This is a genomic window from Streptomyces sp. NPDC045846 (genome assembly GCF_056431605.1).
The window spans coordinates 447,332-464,086 of sequence record NZ_JBWKKJ010000002.1 but is presented as its reverse complement, the minus strand read 5'-3'; the positions used below and the strand labels follow the sequence as shown (position 1 = coordinate 464,086).

The window sequence follows — 16,755 nt, the reverse complement described above, 5'->3', positions numbered from 1 at the left end:
CCCCAGCATCCTTGACGAGGAGAGAGCGTACATGTCGTCGACACTAGCGGAGCTGACTGAGCTTCAGCCGGTGGTCCAGCCCCGTGAGCCGGCGTCGGTCGCCGACCGGATCGCTGCGTCCGCGGCCGCCACCGGCGGGCTCCTGACCACCGGGGAGTTCCACCACTGGTTCGCCGAGCGCGCGAAGGCGGGCCGCTTCCACATCGAGCGCATCCCGTTCTCCGAGCTGCGCGGCTGGTCCTTCGAGCCGGACACCGGGAACCTGGTGCACTCCAGCGGCCGCTTCTTCAGCGTGGAGGGGCTGCACGTCACGACGGACGACGGCCCCCACAGGGAGTGGTACCAGCCGATCATCAAGCAGCCCGAGGTCGGCATCCTCGGCATCCTGGTGAAGGAGTTCGACGGCGTACTGCACTTCCTGATGCAGGCCAAGATGGAGCCGGGCAACCGCAATCTGCTCCAGCTCTCCCCGACCGTGCAGGCCACCCGCAGCAACTACACCAAGGTCCACCAGGGCACGGACGTGAAGTACATCGAGTACTTCACGGGCAGCGGGCGGGGCCGGATCCTCGCCGATGTGCTCCAGTCCGAGCACGGCTCGTGGTTCTACCACAAGAGCAACCGCAACATGATCGTCGAGGTGGACGGCGACGTCCCGCTCGACGAGGACTTCTGCTGGCTGACGCTGGGTCAGATCTCCGAGCTGCTGCACCGGGACAACCTGGTGAACATGGACTCGCGCACCGTTCTGGCCTGTCTGCCCGCCCATCGCGCGGACGCCGTGCGGGGGGACGGCTTCAGCCAGGCCCTGAGCCGTTCGCGCGACCCCGAGGCGGGCGCCCTGCTCACCGACGTCGACCTGCTGTCCTGGTTCACCACCGAGCGCTCGCGCTACGACGTGCGGGCCAGCCGGATACCGCTGAAGGACGTGCCGGGCTGGACCCGTGACGCGTCGCGCATCGGCAAGGACGACGGCCGCTGGTTCAACGTGGTCGCGGTCGAGGTGCAGGCGGGCAACCGCGAGGTGACGAGCTGGACCCAGCCCCTGATCGAGCCGTGCAGCCGGGGCATCGCGGCCTTCCTGGCCCGCTCCTTCGACGGCGTGCTCCACGTCCTGGCCAACGCCAAGGTCGAGGGCGGCTTCCTCGACACCGTGGAACTCGCCCCCACCGTGCAGTGCTCCCCGGACAACTTCGACGGCCTGGAGGTACGCCCGCCGTTCCTCGACCTGGTCATGTCGGCGCCCGCCGAGCGCATCCGCTACGACGCCGTCCACTCCGAGGAGGGCGGCCGGTTCCTGTACGCGGAGAACCGCTATCTGGTCATCGAGGCCGATGAGGAGAGCGCGCCCCTTGAGCCGCCGGCCGGATACCAGTGGGTGACGATCAGTCAGCTGACGGCGCTGATCAAGCACGGACACTACGTCAATGTGCAGGCCAGGACGCTCCTCGCCTGCCTCAACGCCATGGGACACCTGACGGATGACTGATCGACCCCTGCGCATCGCCGTCCTCGGCACCGCCGACATCGCCCGCCGCCGGGTGCTGCCCGCCATGGCGGCCGACCCGGACATCGAGCTGACCGCGGTGGCGAGCCGGGACGGCGGCCGCGCTCGGGAGGTCGCGGCCCAGTTCGGCTGCGCGGCCGTCGCGTCGTACGACGCGGTCCTCACGCGCGACGACGTGGACGCGGTGTACGTGCCCCTGCCCATCTCCCTGCACGCCGAGTGGGCGGGCCGGGCGCTGCGCGCGGGCAAGCACGTGCTGGCCGAGAAGCCGCTCACCGCCGACCGGCCGACCACCGAGGCGCTGCTCGACCTGGCGCACGCCTCGGGCCTGGTGCTGATGGAGAACGTCATGTTCGTCCACCACCCCCAGCACTCGGTCGTACGAGAACTCGTGACGAGCGGCGCGATCGGTCAACTCCGGGCTTTCAGCGCCGCGTTCGCGATCCCGGCGCTGCCCGCCGGGAACATCAGGCACCGCCCGGAACTCGGCGGCGGCGCCCTGCTCGACGTCGGCTACTACCCGGTGCGGGCCGCGCTGTACTTCCTCGGCGCGGGCCTGGAGATCGTCGGCGCCGCGCTGGAGAGCCCGGACGGCTCGGCGGTGGAGACGTCGGGCGCGGTGCTCGTCCGCTCCCCCTCCGGCGTCCTCGGCCAGCTGGCCTTCGGCATGGAGCACGCCTACCGCTCGGCGTACGAACTGTGGGGCAGCGAGGGGCGCATCCGCGTAGAGCCCGCGTTCACCCCGGCCGCCGACCACAAGCCCGCGGTGTGGATCACCGACGCGCACGGGCCGCGCGAACTGATGCTGGCGCCGCACGACCAGGTCGCCGCCACCGTCCAGGCGTTCGTGCGCGCGGTGCGTTCCGGGGCCCTCCGCTCGCCGGACGCGGCGCAGTGCCTGGAGCAGGCGAGCCTGCTCGACGCGGTCCGCGCGCGGGCCACGCCCACGCCGCCCTCCGGCCCGCGTTCTGCTTCGACCTCGACTTCCACCTCGATTTCCACCTCGACTGTGCGACAGGAAGGGACCGACCGTGACCGTGACTGAGCAGCCGCCGCCGCAGACCGCGGCGGTGCGCGTCGCCGAACTGCACGTCCTGCGCGAGCAGGCCAGGCTCGGCCCCAGCGAGAAGGCGACCGAGGCGCAGCGCGCCAAGGGCAAGCTGACCGCGCGCGAGCGCATCGACCTGCTCCTGGACCCGGGCACCTTCCAGGAGGTGGAGCAGTTGCGCCGGCACCGCGCGGTGGGTTTCGGCCTGGAGGCGAAGAAGCCGTACACCGACGGTGTGGTCACCGGCTGGGGCACGGTGGAGGGCCGCACGGTCTTCGTGTACGCCCACGACTTCCGGATCTTCGGCGGTGCGCTGGGCGAGGCGCACGCCACGAAGATCCACAAGATCATGGACATGGCCATCGCGGCCGGTGCTCCGCTGGTCTCCCTGAACGACGGCGCGGGCGCCCGCATCCAGGAGGGCGTCTCGGCGCTCGCCGGGTACGGCGGCATCTTCCAGCGCAACACCAAAGCGTCCGGGGTGATCCCGCAGATCTCGGTGATGCTGGGCCCGTGCGCGGGCGGCGCCGCCTACTCGCCCGCCCTCACGGACTTCGTCTTCATGGTCCGGGAAACCTCGCAGATGTTCATCACCGGCCCCGACGTGGTGCAGGCGGTGACGGGCGAGGAGATCACCCAGAACGGGCTCGGCGGCGCGGACGTGCACGCCGGGGTGTCGGGCGTGGCCCACTTCGTCCACGACGACGAGGAGACGTGCCTGGCCGAGGTCCGCTACCTGATCTCGATGCTCCCCTCCAACAACCGCGAGACGCCCCCGGCCCTGCCGCCGGGCGAGGACCCGGCGGACCGCCGCAACGACGTCCTCCTCGACCTGGTGCCCTCGGACGGCAACCGCCCGTACGACATGCGCAAGGTCCTCGAGGAGATCGTCGACCACGGCGACCTGCTCGAGGTCCACGAGCACTGGGCCCGCAACATCATCTGCGCGCTGGCCCGGATCGACGGGCGCGTGGTGGGCATCCTGGCCAACCAGCCGCAGTTCCTGGCCGGGGTCCTGGACATCGAGGCCTCGGAGAAGGCGGCCCGGTTCGTCCAGCTCTGCGACGCCTTCAACATCCCGCTGCTGACCATGGTCGACGTGCCGGGCTTTTTGCCGGGCGTCTCCCAGGAGCACGGCGGCATCATCCGCCACGGCGCGAAGCTCCTGTACGCGTACTGCAACGCCACGGTCCCGCGCATCTCGCTGATCCTGCGCAAGGCCTATGGCGGCGCCTACATCGTCATGGACTCCCAGTCCATCGGCGCCGACCTCACCTACGCCTGGCCCACCAACGAGATCGCGGTGATGGGCGCCGAGGGCGCCGCCAATGTCATCTTCCGCCGGGAGATAGCGAGTTCGGACGATCCGGAGGCGGTCCGCGCCGCGAAGATCGCGGCGTACAAGTCGGAGCTGATGCACCCGTACTACGCCGCCGAGCGGGGCCTGGTGGACGACGTCATCGACCCGGCGGAGACCCGGGCCGTCCTCGCCGCCGCCCTCGCGATGCTCCGCACGAAGCACGCAGACCTGCCGTCCCGCAAGCACGGCAACCCCCCGCAGTAAGGAGCGACCGTGTCGAACGAGCCCCTGTTCCGCGTACTGAAGGGCAACCCCACGGAGGCCGAACTGGCCGCCGTGACGGTGGTGCTCCTCGCCCTGACCACCGACCCCCCCGAAGAACTGCCCCCGGTAACCCCCCTGGCCGCCTGGCACCGCCAGCCCTACCACCCCCCAGTGAGCTGGCAACGAGCAGCGTGAACCGTCCGGAGCCCCGGACGACGAGCCCCAGCCATTGGGGCCGGGCGCAGCCCGGCCTACCAGGGGGCGCGGGGAACTGCGCGAACAACCACCGACGACCGCCAGCACCCGACACAAGCCCCAGTGGGGGACACCGGCGGCTGAGGGCCGGGCACAGCCCGGGCCCTACAGGGGCGCGGGGAACTGCGCGACCAGCCACCGACGACCCGCAGCCGACAGACGGAGGGGCCCGGGGCGAAGCCCCGGCGTACCCGGAACCGCGAGGTGGACCAGGGCGCGACTACCGCCCCGCTCGGGCCGCCCGAGCGATGGTGACCACCGCCTTCTCGAGGGCGTACTCGGGATCATCCCCGCCCCCCTTCACCCCCGCATCCGCCTCAGCCACGGCCCGCAGGGCCAGAGAAACCCCCTCCGGCGTCCACCCCCGCATCTGCTGCCGCACCCGATCGATCTTCCACGGCGGCATGCCCAACTCCCGCGCGAGGTCGGCCGGCCGGCCCCCCCGCGCGGAGGAGAGCTTCCCGATCGCCCGCACCCCCTGCGCGAGCGCGCTGGTGATCATGACGGGGGCGACCCCGGTGGACAGCGACCACCGCAGCGCTTCGAGCGCTTCCGCGGCCCGCCCCTCCACCGCCCGGTCGGCGACGGTGAAGCTGGAAGCCTCGGCCCGTCCCGTGTAATACCGCCCGACGACCGCCTCGTCGATCGTCCCCTCCACGTCCGCGCAGAGCTGGGACACCGCGGAGGCCAGCTCGCGCAGGTCGCTGCCGATGGAGTCGACCAGCGCCTGGCAGGCCTCGGGGGTGGCCGAACGCCCCAGCGCCCGGAACTCCTGCCGTACGAAGGTGAGCCGCTCGGCCGGCTTCGTGGTCTTGGGGCACGCGACCTCCCGCGCCCCCACCTTGCGGGCGGCGTCGAGGAGCCCCTTGCCCTTGGCGCCACCCGCGTGCAGCAGCACGAGGGTGATCTCCTCGGCGGGGGCGTCGAGGTACGCCTTCACGTCCTTGACCGTGTCCGCGGACAGGTCCTGGGCGTTGCGTACGATCACGACCTTCCGCTCGGCGAAGAGCGAGGGGCTGGTCAGCTCGGCCAGCGTGCCGGGCTGCAGCTGGTCGGAGGTCAGGTCGCGCACATCGGTGTCGGAGTCGGCGGCCCGGGCGGCCGCCACCACCTGCTGCACGGCGCGGTCGAGCAGCAGGTCCTCCTGGCCCACGGCGAGCGTGACGGGGGCGAGCGGATCGTCGGTGGAGTTCTTCCTGGTGGCCATCGCCGTCCAGCATCCCACGGGCCACTGACAGTCCCGGCCCGCTCCCGCCTCCGCCGCCCCCGTACCGGAGAATGGCCAGGTGAACGATGTGACCCGACACGTACTGGTGCTCCCGGACCGCGACGCCGCCGAGGACGTCGCCACCGAGCTGACCGACCTCTTCGGCCTCCCCGAGGAGCCCCAGCTCGTCCGCGACGCCCTGGCCGGCGAGGACGACGCCGAGGACGCCCAATGGCTGGTCGTCGTGGAGGATCCCGCCGCCCGCCTGGACCCCGAGGCCCTGGACGCCCTGGCCGCCGAGCACGAGGGCTGGCTCGAATCCCCCTGATCCGCCCGCCGGTACGACCTGGGTGCCTGCCGACTTCGGCACGGTCCGGAAACCGAGCGCAGGTCTCCTCCGCGACCGGGCTGGACGACCCGAACCGCACGGCAGACGCGGACGGCGCGGACGGCGCGGCCGACCTGGACGTCGAGCGTCAGCCCGCCTTCGGCACGATCTGAATGTCGAGGTCGATCGAGATCGAGGAACCGATCGCCGCGATCCCGCGGGCCAGCATGGTCTGCCAGGTCAGCGTGAAGTCCTCGCGGTGCAGTTCGGTACTGGCCCGACAGGCGCCCCGGGTCTCGCCGCCGAGCCCGGTCCCCAGGCCCAGGTACTGCGTGTCCAGGGTCACCGTACGGCTCACGCCGTGCAGTGTGAGCCCGCCGATGATCGCCCAGCGGCCACCGCCCCGGTGCACGAAGCGGTCGCTGTAGAACTCCATCGTCGGATAGCTCGCGACGTCCAGGAAGTCGCCCGACCGCAGGTGGTCGTCGCGCATCTTGACGCCGGTGTCGATGGAGGCGGTGTCGATGATGACGTGCATCGCGGACCCCTCCATGCGCTCCCCGATCCGGATGGCCCCCGCGAACGTGTTGAACCGGCCGTGGATGCGGGCCAGTCCGATGTGGCTCGCGGTGAAGCCGATCTGAGAGTGCGTCGGGTCGAGCTCCCACTCGCCCGCGTCCGGCAGCGCGGGCGGGGCGGCCACCTGGAGCGTGACGTCGCCGAGCGCGGCGAGCCCGCCCGCGGTGACCGTGGCGTTGCCGTGGAAGGGCGTATAGCCCTCGGCGGTGACGGCCAGCCGGTACTCACCCGCCGGAACCGTCGTGACCACCGTCCCGAACGGGTCGGTCTCCCCGCCCACGACCCTGCGCCCGGACGCGTCGCTGACCACGAACTCGGCCCGCTGCACGGGCTCGCTGACCGGATCCAGCACACGACAGCTGAGCACGCCCGCGGTCGACGGGACGGTGAGCCCGGCCAGGGGCCCGGTACGGAGCGGAGAACCGGCCGAGCTCTTGCCGAACCAGCGGCTGAACACTGTGCACGCACCCCCGTGCGAAGAAGTATCTGCCGGGCCGCGCAGGGGGCAGACATCCTCGTCCGTCCTCGCCACAGCAGGTCTGCGGCCCCTTGACGAAGACGCATTCGATCACTGTTGTGCCGTTCGAGGCAAACGCGGCGCGTGTGCGCTGTTGAGGCACCTGTCACCAGAGGCCCGAATTGGTCATTCCGCTTGCCCTGTGCGAACGGGCCTGGCCCCACCCCCGCCGTGCCGTGCCCCACCTCGTGCGACCTAGGTCCGGCGCCCGAGGCGGTCGGGCCCCAACCGCCGCTAGCGTAACGGGACATGACGACACACGAGCCGCCGCGCAGCCGCGAACAGCGCAAGCGGGACGTCCTGGCCCGCCTCGAAAAGGACGAGGACGCCTGGGTCGCGACCGCTTCCCCCTCCGGTGAACCCCACCTCATGCCGCTCTCCTTCGTCTGGGAGGACGGGACGCTCCTGATGTGCACCCGCCGGACCAACCCCACTCTGCGCAACCTGCGATCGGGCGGCCGCCCGGTCCAGGTAACGCTCGGCCCCACCCGGGACGTCGTGCACATCACCGGCACCGCCACTGTCATCCCGACCGCCGAACTCCCCACGGCCTCGGCGGACGCGTTCGCCGCCAAGGTCGTCTGGGACCCGCGCGACAGCGGCCCCGCGTACACGTACTTCCGGGTCGTCCCCCAGCGCGTCCGGGCCTGGCGCGAGGCCAACGAAATCGCCGACCGCGACCTGATGCGCGAGGGAGCCTGGCTCGTCTGACGTCTCCGGCCGGGACGCGCGTCGGCCGGGACGGTCTGCGTCACGGGTCCCGCCCCCGGGGAACCGCCCGCAGGGCGCCGCCCGTCCCGGTCACCGCGATCGCCCCGTCCGTGTCCGTACGGAGCACCGCCGCGCCCCACGCGCGCAGCACGGCGACGGTGCCGGGAGCGGGATGCCCGTACCGGTTGCCCCGGCCGACCGAGATCAGGGCCAGTCTCGGGCGTACGGCTCTGAGCAGCGCCGGGTCCTGGTGCGCCGAACCGTGGTGGGCGACCTTGAGGACGTCCACTCGCGCGAGCCCGGGGTTCTGCCTCAACAGGCCGCGCTGTGCCGGTGGTTCGAGGTCGCCGGGCAGCAGCAGGGTCAGCCCTTCGGCGGTGTGGACGAGCAGGGTGACGCTCGCGTCGTTCGGCCCGTCCGGCACCGCTCCGGGGAGCGGCGGTGGCCACAGCACCTCCCACGACAGCGCGCCCAGCGCCCGCCGTTCGCCGTACCCGGCCCCCACCACCGGCACCCCTTCGGCGGCCGCGGTACGCCGGACGAACGCGGCCTGGTCGGGCGGCTCGGCGAACCCGGTCGTCTCGATCGCGCCGACCGACCGCCCCCGCAGCACACCGGCGAGACCGCCCACGTGGTCGGCGTGGAAGTGGGTGAGCAGCAGCAACGGGACGCGGTTCACCCCGAGTTCGTGCAGACAGCGGTCGACGGGCAGAGGCTCGGGCCCGGCGTCGACGACCACCGCCGTCCCCGGCCCGGCGGCCAGCACCGTGGCATCGCCCTGCCCCACATCGCACATGGCGTACGACCATCCCGGCGGCGGCCAACCGGTGACGACCCGGGTCAGCGGGGCGGGCCGCACCACCGCGAGGAACAGCAGGAGCCCCAGCGCGGCGGCCGGCCAGGGGGAACGGGGCAGCCTCCTCGCCACGAGCACGGCCACCGCGGTGGCGACGGCGAGCAGGGCTCCCCCGCGCCAGCCGCCCGGCCATCCCGACTCCGCCCCGGGCAGGCCCGCTCCGGTCCGGGCCACCCAGGCGATCCAGCCGGTGGGCCAACCCGCGCACCGGGCAAGGAGTTCGGCGACCGGCATCGCGACCGGCGCGACGGCCAGCGTGGCGAAGCCTCCGACCGTCGCCAGCGCGACCGCGGGCTCGGCCAGCAGGTTGCAGGGCACGGCCACCAGGCTGACCCGCGCCGCGAACACCGCGACCACCGGCGCGCACACCGCCTGCGCCGCCGCGGCCGCCGCCAGCACCTCGGCGAGCCGGGGCGGCACACCGCGCCGTCGCAGTGCCGCGCCCCAGCCCGGCGCGATCGTGAGCAGCGCCCCGGTGGCGAGCACCGAGAGCAGAAAGCCGTAGCTGCGGGCCAGTTCGGGCGCGTACAGGACCAGGAGCAGTACGGCGGCCGCCAGCGCCGGGATCAGCGATCTGCGCCGCCCGGTGCCGATGGCCAGCAGGGTGACCAGGCCGCAGGCGGCGGCTCGCAGCACACTGGGTTCCGGCCGGCACACCACGACGAAGGCGAGGGTGAGTGCCCCGCCCAGCACCGCGGTCGCCCGCAGGGAGATCCCGAGCCTCGGTGCGAGGCCGCCCCGCTCGGCCAGCAGGGCCCGGCCCGGCGGTCCGATCAGCAGCGCGAGGATGATCGCGAGGTTGCTTCCGGACACCGCCATGAGATGGGTGAGGTCCGTCGCCTGGAAGGCGGCGCGCAGCTCGGGAGTAACGCGGGACGTGTCGCCGACGACCAGGCCGGGCAGCAGCGCCCGTGCGTCCGGCGCGAGTCCTTCGCTCGCCGTGCGCAGCCCGTCCCGCAGCCCACCGGCCAGGCGCTGCACGCGCGTTGGCGGCTCGACGATGCGAGGCGGGCCGTTCGGCGCCTTCAGTACGGCGGCGATCCTTCCGTCGCCCGGCATGAGCCGCGCGGTCATCCGCACCCGGGTGGACGGCAGCAACTGCAGCCAGTTCGCTGGTGCGATCACCAGGACCGGCGTGCGGACCTGCTCGACCCGGCCCTCCGGCCCGAACACCCGCGCAACCTCGGCCTCGACCACGACCGAGGCGCCGCCCCAGCCGGCGGACCGGGTGGGGCGCGGGTCGGAGCGGACCTCCAGCTCCACGGTGGCCTGCCCGAACTCCCTTGCCAGATCCGGTAGCGGCCCTCTTCTGACCTCGGCGGCATGCAGCCCCCCGGCGACGATCCCGGCCGCCGCACAGACCAGCACGCCCGCGACAGCACCCCGATACCTCCAGACACCACCGACACGAGCAGCTCCCAGCGTCTCCGCATCATCACCCCCGCCTCCCACGACGGGGCGCCGGGTTGCCGCTCCCCTGCGCCGCAGGGCCCGCCGAACGACGGGCGCCACCAGCACCGCCGCCACGGCGAGGCAGGCCGACGCACTCCAACTCGCTGTAACCCCGGACCAGTTCACCGCGAGTGCCGTACCACCCCAGGCACCCAGTGCCGGGCCGATCAGACGCAGGTCCGTGGGGCCTTCCCGGTGCGGGTTGGCCGCGCCGAGCCGGTGGCCCGACTCGGCATGGACCTCCAGGCGGTTCACGGCCGCACCAGCGGTTGCAGGTCGTTGAACCTGCGCTCGCCGATCCCGTTGACCTCGCGCAGTTCGTCGACCGAGCGGAAGCCGCCATGCTGAGTGCGGTAGTCCACGATGTGCTGTGCGAGCACCGGCCCGACTCCGGGCAGCCCGTCCAGTTGCTCCACCGAGGCGGAGTTGAGGCTGACGGGACCGCTCGGCGTGCCCCCGGCACCACCGCCCGCGCCGGGCCCCGCGGGCGCGGCGGCCGCCACTCCGGCCAGCACCTGCTCTCCGTCCGTGAGTAGCCGCGCCCGGTTGAGGCCCGTCAGGTCCGCGCCGTCGCGCACCCCGCCCGCCGCGGTCAGGGCGTCGGCCACCCGTGATCCGGCGGGCAGCCGGTAGACCCCGGGCCGCCGCACCTTGCCGCCGACGTCCACCACGAGCACTCCCGTCGGCGACGGCGCCGCGTTCGCCACCGGCTGGGGCGTGGGCTCGCCACGCCCGCCGCGCCCCGGGCCATGGCCCGTGCCCTTCGCGCCCGTCGCGCTGGGGAACGGCGGCGCTGGTCCGTCGACCAGCTCCGGGGCGCGTACGGATTGGGGGCGCCCCGCCCAGAAGTGGTGCACGGCGAATCCCGCCGCGACCACCAGGACCACACACAACGCGGCCAGGCTGCGCGGCGCGAGGCCGAACCTCGTCTGCGCCCACAACGGCAACCGCTCGCGCACCGCCGCCCAGGTCCGCTCCCGAACCCCCGGCCCCGCCCGGTCCACGGGGCTCGGCTCGGCGGCGGGATCACCGGGTCCGGCCGACGCGGTCGCACCCGACCCGGCTCGGTCCAAGGGGTTCGCATCCACCGTGCCCACGGGGCTCGGCTCTGCGGGGAGAACACCGGGCCCGGCGGAAGCGGTCGGGCTGGCGAACGTGGCTCGTGGGGCGGCAGCGGTGGAGCCGAGGGACCCCTTCGGTGCGGCCAGGGTCGCCCGGGCGGCACGCTCAAGGCCCCCAGGTGGCGCCAGTGCCGACTGCCCGAGAGCACGCGCCGTCGCGGCCGCGGGTTCATGCGGTGGGGCCGCCGTGCCCGGTGGCGGCGGGAGGAACAGCGCGTCCCCGCGTCTGCGTACGGTCGGGCCGGAGGCGGGGATCTGGTCGCGGCGGGCGCGGCCCGGCCGGGTCCGGCCGTCCGAGCCGGGGGCCCGGCCCGGTCCGCTCGTGGGGGTGCGTCGTGATCGGATTGCCATGTCACGAGACGTTAGGCACCCTCGCCCGATCTCGCTGAGCGCCATCAATTCCCGTGGAAAGCGCGGCAGTTGTGGAAAACTCCGTCACCCATATGAGGGGTTCGACGGGCGGTTCCCGGGGCCGAGGTCACCACGCGGCCGCGTACAAGGGGGACTTCCGGATCCTCCGACGGGCCGGGCCCGGCGCACGCCGACGCGGTGGCCCCGTACCGTCGCCCCTCCCCCGACTCCTCAGCGCGGGGAAACGATGGCTCCCAGCAGCCCCGGCCCCGTGTGGGCGCCGATCACCGCTCCGACCTCGCTGGTGTACAGGTCGACCAGGCCCGGCACCCGGTCCCGCAGCCGGTCGGCGAGGGCGGCGGCGCGTTCCGGCGCGGCGAGATGGTGGACCGCGATGTCGACCGGGCTGCTTCCCGCCCGGTCGGCCACGATCTCCTCCAGCCGGGCGATGGCCCGGGAGGCGGTGCGCACCTTCTCCAGCATGTCGATGCGGCCCCCGTCGAGCTGGAGCAGGGGCTTGACGGCCAGGGCGGAGCCGAGCAGCGCCTGCGCGGCGCCGATCCGGCCGCCGCGGCGCAGATAGTCCAGGGTGTCGACGTAGAAGAAGGCGGAGGTCTCACCGGCACGCTTCTCCGCGGCGGCCACCGCCTCGTCCAGCGTGCCGCCGGCGTCGGCGACCTGGGCCGCGGCCAGCGCGCAGAAGCCGAGCGCCATCGCGACCATCCCGGTGTCGACGACGCGCACCGGCACCGGGGCGTCCTTGGCGGCGAGCACGGCGGCGTCGTAGGTGCCGGAGAACTCGGCCGACAGGTGCAGCGAGACGATTCCGTCCGCCCCCGCTTCCGCGACCTTCCGGTAGGCGGCCGCGAATACCTCGGGGCTGGGCCGGGAAGTGGTGACGGGGCGTCGCTTCTGCAGGGCCAGCGCCAGCGAGCGGGCCGAGATCTCCGTGCCCTCCTCCAGCGCCTGGTCTCCCAGGACGACGGTCAGCGGCACTGCGGTGATGCTGTGCCGCTCCATCGTCTGCGGCGGCAGATAGGCCGTTGAATCGGTGACGATCGCGACATGGCGGGACATGAGCGGGAGGTTACCCGCCGAGGCCGCCGGGCGGCAGTCCGGCCCTGGTGGAATGATCAGTTCGGGTCAGCCGTGGGCGCCCTGTTCCACCGCTTTGACCTGGTGTTCGCCGGCTCAGCTCGTCGCTTCGGGGCGCGGCGTCTTCTGCCAGGGGTAGGTCACCGGCGACTCGGCGGGGCCTATCGCCCGGGATGCCTGTGCGGGCGGCTCGGGCCGGGTCCGCGCGCTCTGCTCCGGCGCCGAGGGCTTCCGCGTGGACGCCGGGCCGTCCGGAAGGTCGTCCCAGGACGCGGGCTCGCCCGTCGTCGGCCCCTTCGTCGCCCAGTCCCTCAGGGCGCCGGACTCCATCTCGATCTGCTCGCTGAGCGAGGCGAGCTCGTCGTCGGCGAACTGGCGGGCGCGGTCCCGCGCCGCCCAGCGCAGCGAGTCCGCGGAGTGCGTGATGCGCTCGGTGCGCTCGCGCAGCTCCGGCATCCGGTCGGCGATCTTGCGCTTGTCGGGCTCCCGCTCCAGGCGCCTCAACTCGTCGTCCAGTTCGTGGCCGTGCCCGCTGAGCCGCTCGAACAGGGCGAGGGACTCCTTCAACGACTCGTCCTCGGCGACGCCCGCGTGCAGCGCGTCCTGCGTGGCCCGCATCGAGGTGCGCAGCGAAAGGCGCAGCTGGGCGAGCTGGCCCGCGACGCCCGGCTGGCCCACGCTCTTGGCGCGCAGCGTGGTGTCCTCGACGGTCCTGCGGGCCTGCGTGACCGTACGCTCCACTCCGCGCTTGGCGGCGCCGACCACCTTGACCGTCACGTACACACCGAGCGCCACGAAGGCGACGAACAGCAGCGCCATGATCAGGATCGCGGCTTCCATGAACGTCCCCTCGGTCGGTCGGCATCGTCCCCTCCACCGTAAACGGAACGGGCAGGCCGTGGGTTCCCTCGGAACCCCCAACCTGCCCGTAGGGGAAAGCCCCCAGTACCTTTTCCGCCTTATGCGGGGACGATGTTCACCAGCTTCGGCGCCCGCACGATGACCTTGCGGATGCCCGCGCCGTCCAGCGCCGCGACGACGGCCTCGTCAGCCAGCGCCAGCTTCTCCAGCTCGTCGTCGGAGATGGCCGGCGGCACCTCCAGACGCGCCTTGACCTTGCCCTTGACCTGCACGACGCAGGTCACGGCCTCGTCCACGACGTAGGCCGGGTCGGCGACCGGGAAGTCGTGGTGCACCACGGAGTCGGTGTGGCCGAGCTTGCGCCACAGCTCCTCGGCGATGTGGGGGGCCAGCGGTGCGATCAGCAGCACCAGCTGCTCAGCGACGGGTCGGGCCAGCGGGCCGCCCACCTTGGTCAGGTGGTTGTTCAGCTCGGTGATCTTGGCGATGGCGGTGTTGAAGCGCAGCCCCGCCAGGTCGCCGCCGGCGCCGTCGATCGCCTTGTGCAGCGCGCGCAGCGTCGCCTCGTCGGGCTCGGCGTCGGTGACGGTGACCTCGCCGGTCGCCTCGTCGACGATGTTGCGCCACAGCCGCTGCAGCAGCCGGTACTGGCCGACCACCGCGCGGGTGTCCCAGGGGCGCGAGACGTCCAGCGGGCCCATCGCCATCTCGTACAGGCGCAGGGTGTCGGCACCGTACTCGGCGCAGATCTCGTCCGGAGTGACCGCGTTCTTCAGGGACTTGCCCATCTTGCCCAGCTCGCGCTTGACCGGCTCGCCCGCGAAGAAGAACTTGCCGTCGCGCTCCTCGACCTCGGCGGCCGGCACCGGGAAGCCGCGGCTGTCCCGGTAGACGTACGCCTGGATCATGCCCTGGTTGTACAGCTTGTGGAACGGCTCGGCCGAGGAGATGTGGCCCAGGTCGAACAGCACCTTGGACCAGAAGCGCGCGTACAGCAGGTGCAGCACGGCGTGCTCGGCGCCGCCGACGTACAGGTCCACGCCGCCGGTCGGCATGCCCTCGCGCGGGCCCATCCAGTACTGCTCGATGGCCGGGTCGACCAGCTGCTCGCTGTTGTGCGGGTCCAGGTAGCGCAGCTCGTACCAGCAGGAACCGGCCCAGTTGGGCATGGTGTTGGTCTCGCGGCGGTACTTCTTGACGCCGTCGCCCAGGTCCAGCTCGACGTTGACCCAGTCCTCGTTGCGGGACAGCGGGGTCTCCGGCGAGGTGTTGGCGTCGTCCGGGTCGAAGGTGCGCGGCGAGTAGTCGTCGACCTCCGGCAGCTCCAGCGGCAGCATCGAGGCGGGCAGCGGGTGGGCGATGCCGTCCTCGTCGTAGACGATCGGGAAGGGCTCGCCCCAGTAGCGCTGGCGGCTGAACAGCCAGTCGCGCAGCCGGAAGTTGACGGTGCCCTCGCCGATGCCGCGCTCGGTCAGCCACTCGGTCATCTTCGCCTTGGCCTCGGTGACGCCCAGGCCGTCCAGGGAGATCTCGCTGTTGGCGGAGTTGACCAGCTTCGCCTCGTAGGAGGCGAACGCGTCGTCCCACGTCGAGGCGTCCGTGCCGCGGCCGTCGGAGGGCTCCACGACGCAGCGCATGGGCAGCTCGAAGGCGCGCGCGAAGGCGAAGTCACGGGTGTCGTGCGCCGGTACGGCCATGATCGCGCCAGTGCCGTAGCCCATCAGCACGTAGTCGGCGATGAAGACGGGAACCTTTTCGCCGCTGACGGGGTTGACGGCGAACGCGCCGGTGAAGACGCCGGTCTTCTCCTTGGCGTCGGCCTGGCGCTCCACGTCCGACTTGGAGGCCGCGAACGCGCGGTACTTGGCGACGGCCTCGGCCGGGGTCGCGTGGCCGCCGGTCCACACCTCGTGGGTGCCCTCGGGCCAGGCGGCCGGGACGATGGAGTCGACCAGCTCGTGCTCGGGCGCCAGCACCATGTAGGTGGCGCCGAACAGGGTGTCCTGGCGGGTGGTGAAGACGGTGATGGCGTCCGACTCGCCGACCTTGAAGTCGACGCGGGCGCCCTCGGAGCGGCCGATCCAGTTGCGCTGCTGCAGCTTGATGGCGTCCGGCCAGTCCAGCGCGTCCAGGTCGTCCAGCAGGCGGTCCGCGTAGGCGGTGATGCGCATGTTCCACTGGCGCAGCTTGGACTTGAAGACCGGGAAGTTGCCGCGCTCGGAGCGGCCGTCGGCGGTGACCTCCTCGTTGGCCAGGACGGTGCCCAGGCCGGGGCACCAGTTGACGGGCGCGGCGGAGGCGTACGCCAGGCGGTACTCGCCCAGGACCTCGGCGCGCTCGGCGGCGCTCAGCGCGGCCCAGTCACGGCCGCCCGGGACCTCGCGGGTGCCGTCCTCGAAGGCGGCGACCAGCTCGGCGATCGGGCGGGCCTTCTGGGCCTCGGTGTCGTACCAGGAGTTGAAGATCTGCAGGAAGATCCACTGGGTCCACTTGTAGTACGCGGGGTCGATCGTCGCGATCGAGCGGCGTTTGTCGTGGCCCAGACCCAGGCGGCGCAGCTGCCGCTTCATGTTGTCCATGGCGGCCTCGGTCGACACCCGGGGGTGCGTGCCGGTGGCGACCGCGTGCTGCTCTGCGGGCAGGCCGAACGCGTCGAAGCCCAGCGTGTGCAGCACGTTGTGGCCGGTCATGCGCTGGTGGCGGGCGTAGACGTCGGTGGCGATGTAGCCCAGCGGGTGCCCGACGTGCAGACCCGAGCCCGACGGGTACGGGAACATGTCCATGATGAACTTCTTGGGCCGGGCGACGACCGCCGGGTCACCGGCCAGGTCACCTGCCGGGTTCGGCGCCGCGTAGGTGCCCTCGGCGTCCCAGAAGTCCTGCCAGCGTGCCTCGATGTCGGCGGCCATGGCCGCCGTGTAGCGGTGCGGCGCGGCCGTCTCTGCGGCGGCAGCGGTGTTCGTCTCGCTCATGTCCTCAAAGCTCCATCGATCGTCTCTGCCAGCGGGTTCGAGCGTTCGCCCGTCGATCCGTCATCGAATCGCCAAACGAAAAAACCCCTCGCACAGGAGGGGGCGCCGCGCCGAGTCCGACCGGATCTCTTCATCGGTCGGGAGTGTTCAGCGCGGCTCGCTAAGCAGAAGGCGTACGGCACGCATGGCGTCAGGGTACCGCAGGCCCCGCAAGGCCCGCACCGACTGCCCACCGGGGCGGCTCGGCCTACCCCCCGGGGGTGCCGGGGGCGAGGTTACTCCGCGTACCGCCCTCTTCTGGGGCAACCGCTCAAACCCCGTACCGGCCGGT

The 16,755-nt window shown here is 72.6% G+C and carries 13 protein-coding genes; 6 read left to right on the top strand and 7 right to left on the bottom strand.

The window, feature by feature from the left end; all coding sequences use genetic code 11:
* Window positions 1-31: 31 nt before the first annotated feature.
* Genes AC07F3_RS07015 through AC07F3_RS07000 form a run of 4 tightly spaced genes read left to right on the top strand, consistent with a single transcriptional unit; the run spans window position 32 to window position 4,314 of the window.
* Window positions 32-1,489, top strand: coding sequence for an NDP-hexose 2,3-dehydratase family protein (locus AC07F3_RS07015; RefSeq protein WP_479111232.1), 1,458 nt, complete (start codon window positions 32-34; stop codon window positions 1,487-1,489).
* A complete protein-coding gene (locus AC07F3_RS07010; protein WP_479111230.1) occupies window positions 1,482-2,552 on the top strand; it encodes a Gfo/Idh/MocA family protein in 1,071 nt (356 codons plus the stop codon). The genes AC07F3_RS07015 and AC07F3_RS07010 overlap by 8 nt, the downstream gene beginning before the upstream one ends.
* On the top strand, window positions 2,545-4,119 hold the full coding sequence (locus tag AC07F3_RS07005; RefSeq protein WP_479111913.1) for an acyl-CoA carboxylase subunit beta: 1,575 nt from the start codon (window positions 2,545-2,547) through the stop codon (window positions 4,117-4,119). The genes AC07F3_RS07010 and AC07F3_RS07005 overlap by 8 nt, the downstream gene beginning before the upstream one ends.
* A 9-nt stretch (window positions 4,120-4,128) precedes the next feature.
* Window positions 4,129-4,314 (top strand): acyl-CoA carboxylase subunit epsilon, encoded by a 186-nt coding sequence (locus tag AC07F3_RS07000; RefSeq protein WP_479111228.1) that lies wholly within the window; start codon window positions 4,129-4,131, stop codon window positions 4,312-4,314.
* A gap of 280 nt (window positions 4,315-4,594) precedes the next feature.
* On the opposite strand, the gene holA is transcribed toward AC07F3_RS07000, so the two are convergent.
* On the bottom strand, window positions 4,595-5,581 hold the full coding sequence (gene holA, locus AC07F3_RS06995) for a DNA polymerase III subunit delta (RefSeq protein ID WP_114035312.1): 987 nt from the start codon (window positions 5,579-5,581) through the stop codon (window positions 4,595-4,597).
* 79 nt (window positions 5,582-5,660) lie between these two features.
* Between holA and AC07F3_RS06990 the strand changes: the two genes are divergently transcribed.
* Window positions 5,661-5,909, top strand: coding sequence for a hypothetical protein (locus tag AC07F3_RS06990; protein WP_479111226.1), 249 nt, complete (start codon window positions 5,661-5,663; stop codon window positions 5,907-5,909).
* A 148-nt stretch (window positions 5,910-6,057) separates the two neighbouring features.
* Here the strand turns inward: AC07F3_RS06990 and AC07F3_RS06985 are convergent, their stop codons facing one another.
* A complete protein-coding gene (locus AC07F3_RS06985) occupies window positions 6,058-6,945 on the bottom strand; it encodes a YceI family protein (protein WP_479111224.1) in 888 nt (295 codons plus the stop codon).
* 309 nt (window positions 6,946-7,254) lie between these two features.
* Here AC07F3_RS06985 and AC07F3_RS06980 point away from each other — a divergent pair, with 309 nt between their 5' ends.
* Window positions 7,255-7,716, top strand: coding sequence for a pyridoxamine 5'-phosphate oxidase family protein (locus tag AC07F3_RS06980; protein WP_479111222.1), 462 nt, complete (start codon window positions 7,255-7,257; stop codon window positions 7,714-7,716).
* Window positions 7,717-7,756: 40 nt separating this feature from the next.
* Here AC07F3_RS06980 and AC07F3_RS06975 read toward each other — a convergent pair whose 3' ends face one another.
* The 5 genes from AC07F3_RS06975 to leuS all read right to left on the bottom strand — a co-directional run bounded on the left by AC07F3_RS06975 (window position 7,757) and on the right by leuS (window position 16,424).
* Window positions 7,757-10,279 carry a ComEC/Rec2 family competence protein gene (locus AC07F3_RS06975; RefSeq protein ID WP_479111220.1) on the bottom strand — a complete coding sequence of 841 codons (2,523 nt, stop codon included), beginning with the start codon at window positions 10,277-10,279 and terminating at the stop codon, window positions 7,757-7,759.
* A complete protein-coding gene (locus tag AC07F3_RS06970) occupies window positions 10,276-11,097 on the bottom strand; it encodes a ComEA family DNA-binding protein (RefSeq protein WP_479111218.1) in 822 nt (273 codons plus the stop codon). Before AC07F3_RS06970 ends, AC07F3_RS06975 begins: the two co-directional genes overlap by 4 nt.
* Before the next feature lie 630 nt (window positions 11,098-11,727).
* Entirely contained in the window at window positions 11,728-12,573 is an 846-nt protein-coding gene (locus tag AC07F3_RS06965) for a DegV family protein (RefSeq protein WP_479111216.1), read from the bottom strand.
* A 114-nt stretch (window positions 12,574-12,687) separates the two neighbouring features.
* Window positions 12,688-13,431: a hypothetical protein gene (locus AC07F3_RS06960; RefSeq protein ID WP_479111214.1), complete on the bottom strand. Its 744-nt coding sequence runs from the start codon at window positions 13,429-13,431 to the stop codon at window positions 12,688-12,690.
* A 119-nt stretch (window positions 13,432-13,550) separates the two neighbouring features.
* Window positions 13,551-16,424 carry a leucine--tRNA ligase gene (gene leuS / locus AC07F3_RS06955; protein ID WP_479111212.1) on the bottom strand — a complete coding sequence of 958 codons (2,874 nt, stop codon included), beginning with the start codon at window positions 16,422-16,424 and terminating at the stop codon, window positions 13,551-13,553.
* Window positions 16,425-16,755 lie beyond the last annotated feature (331 nt).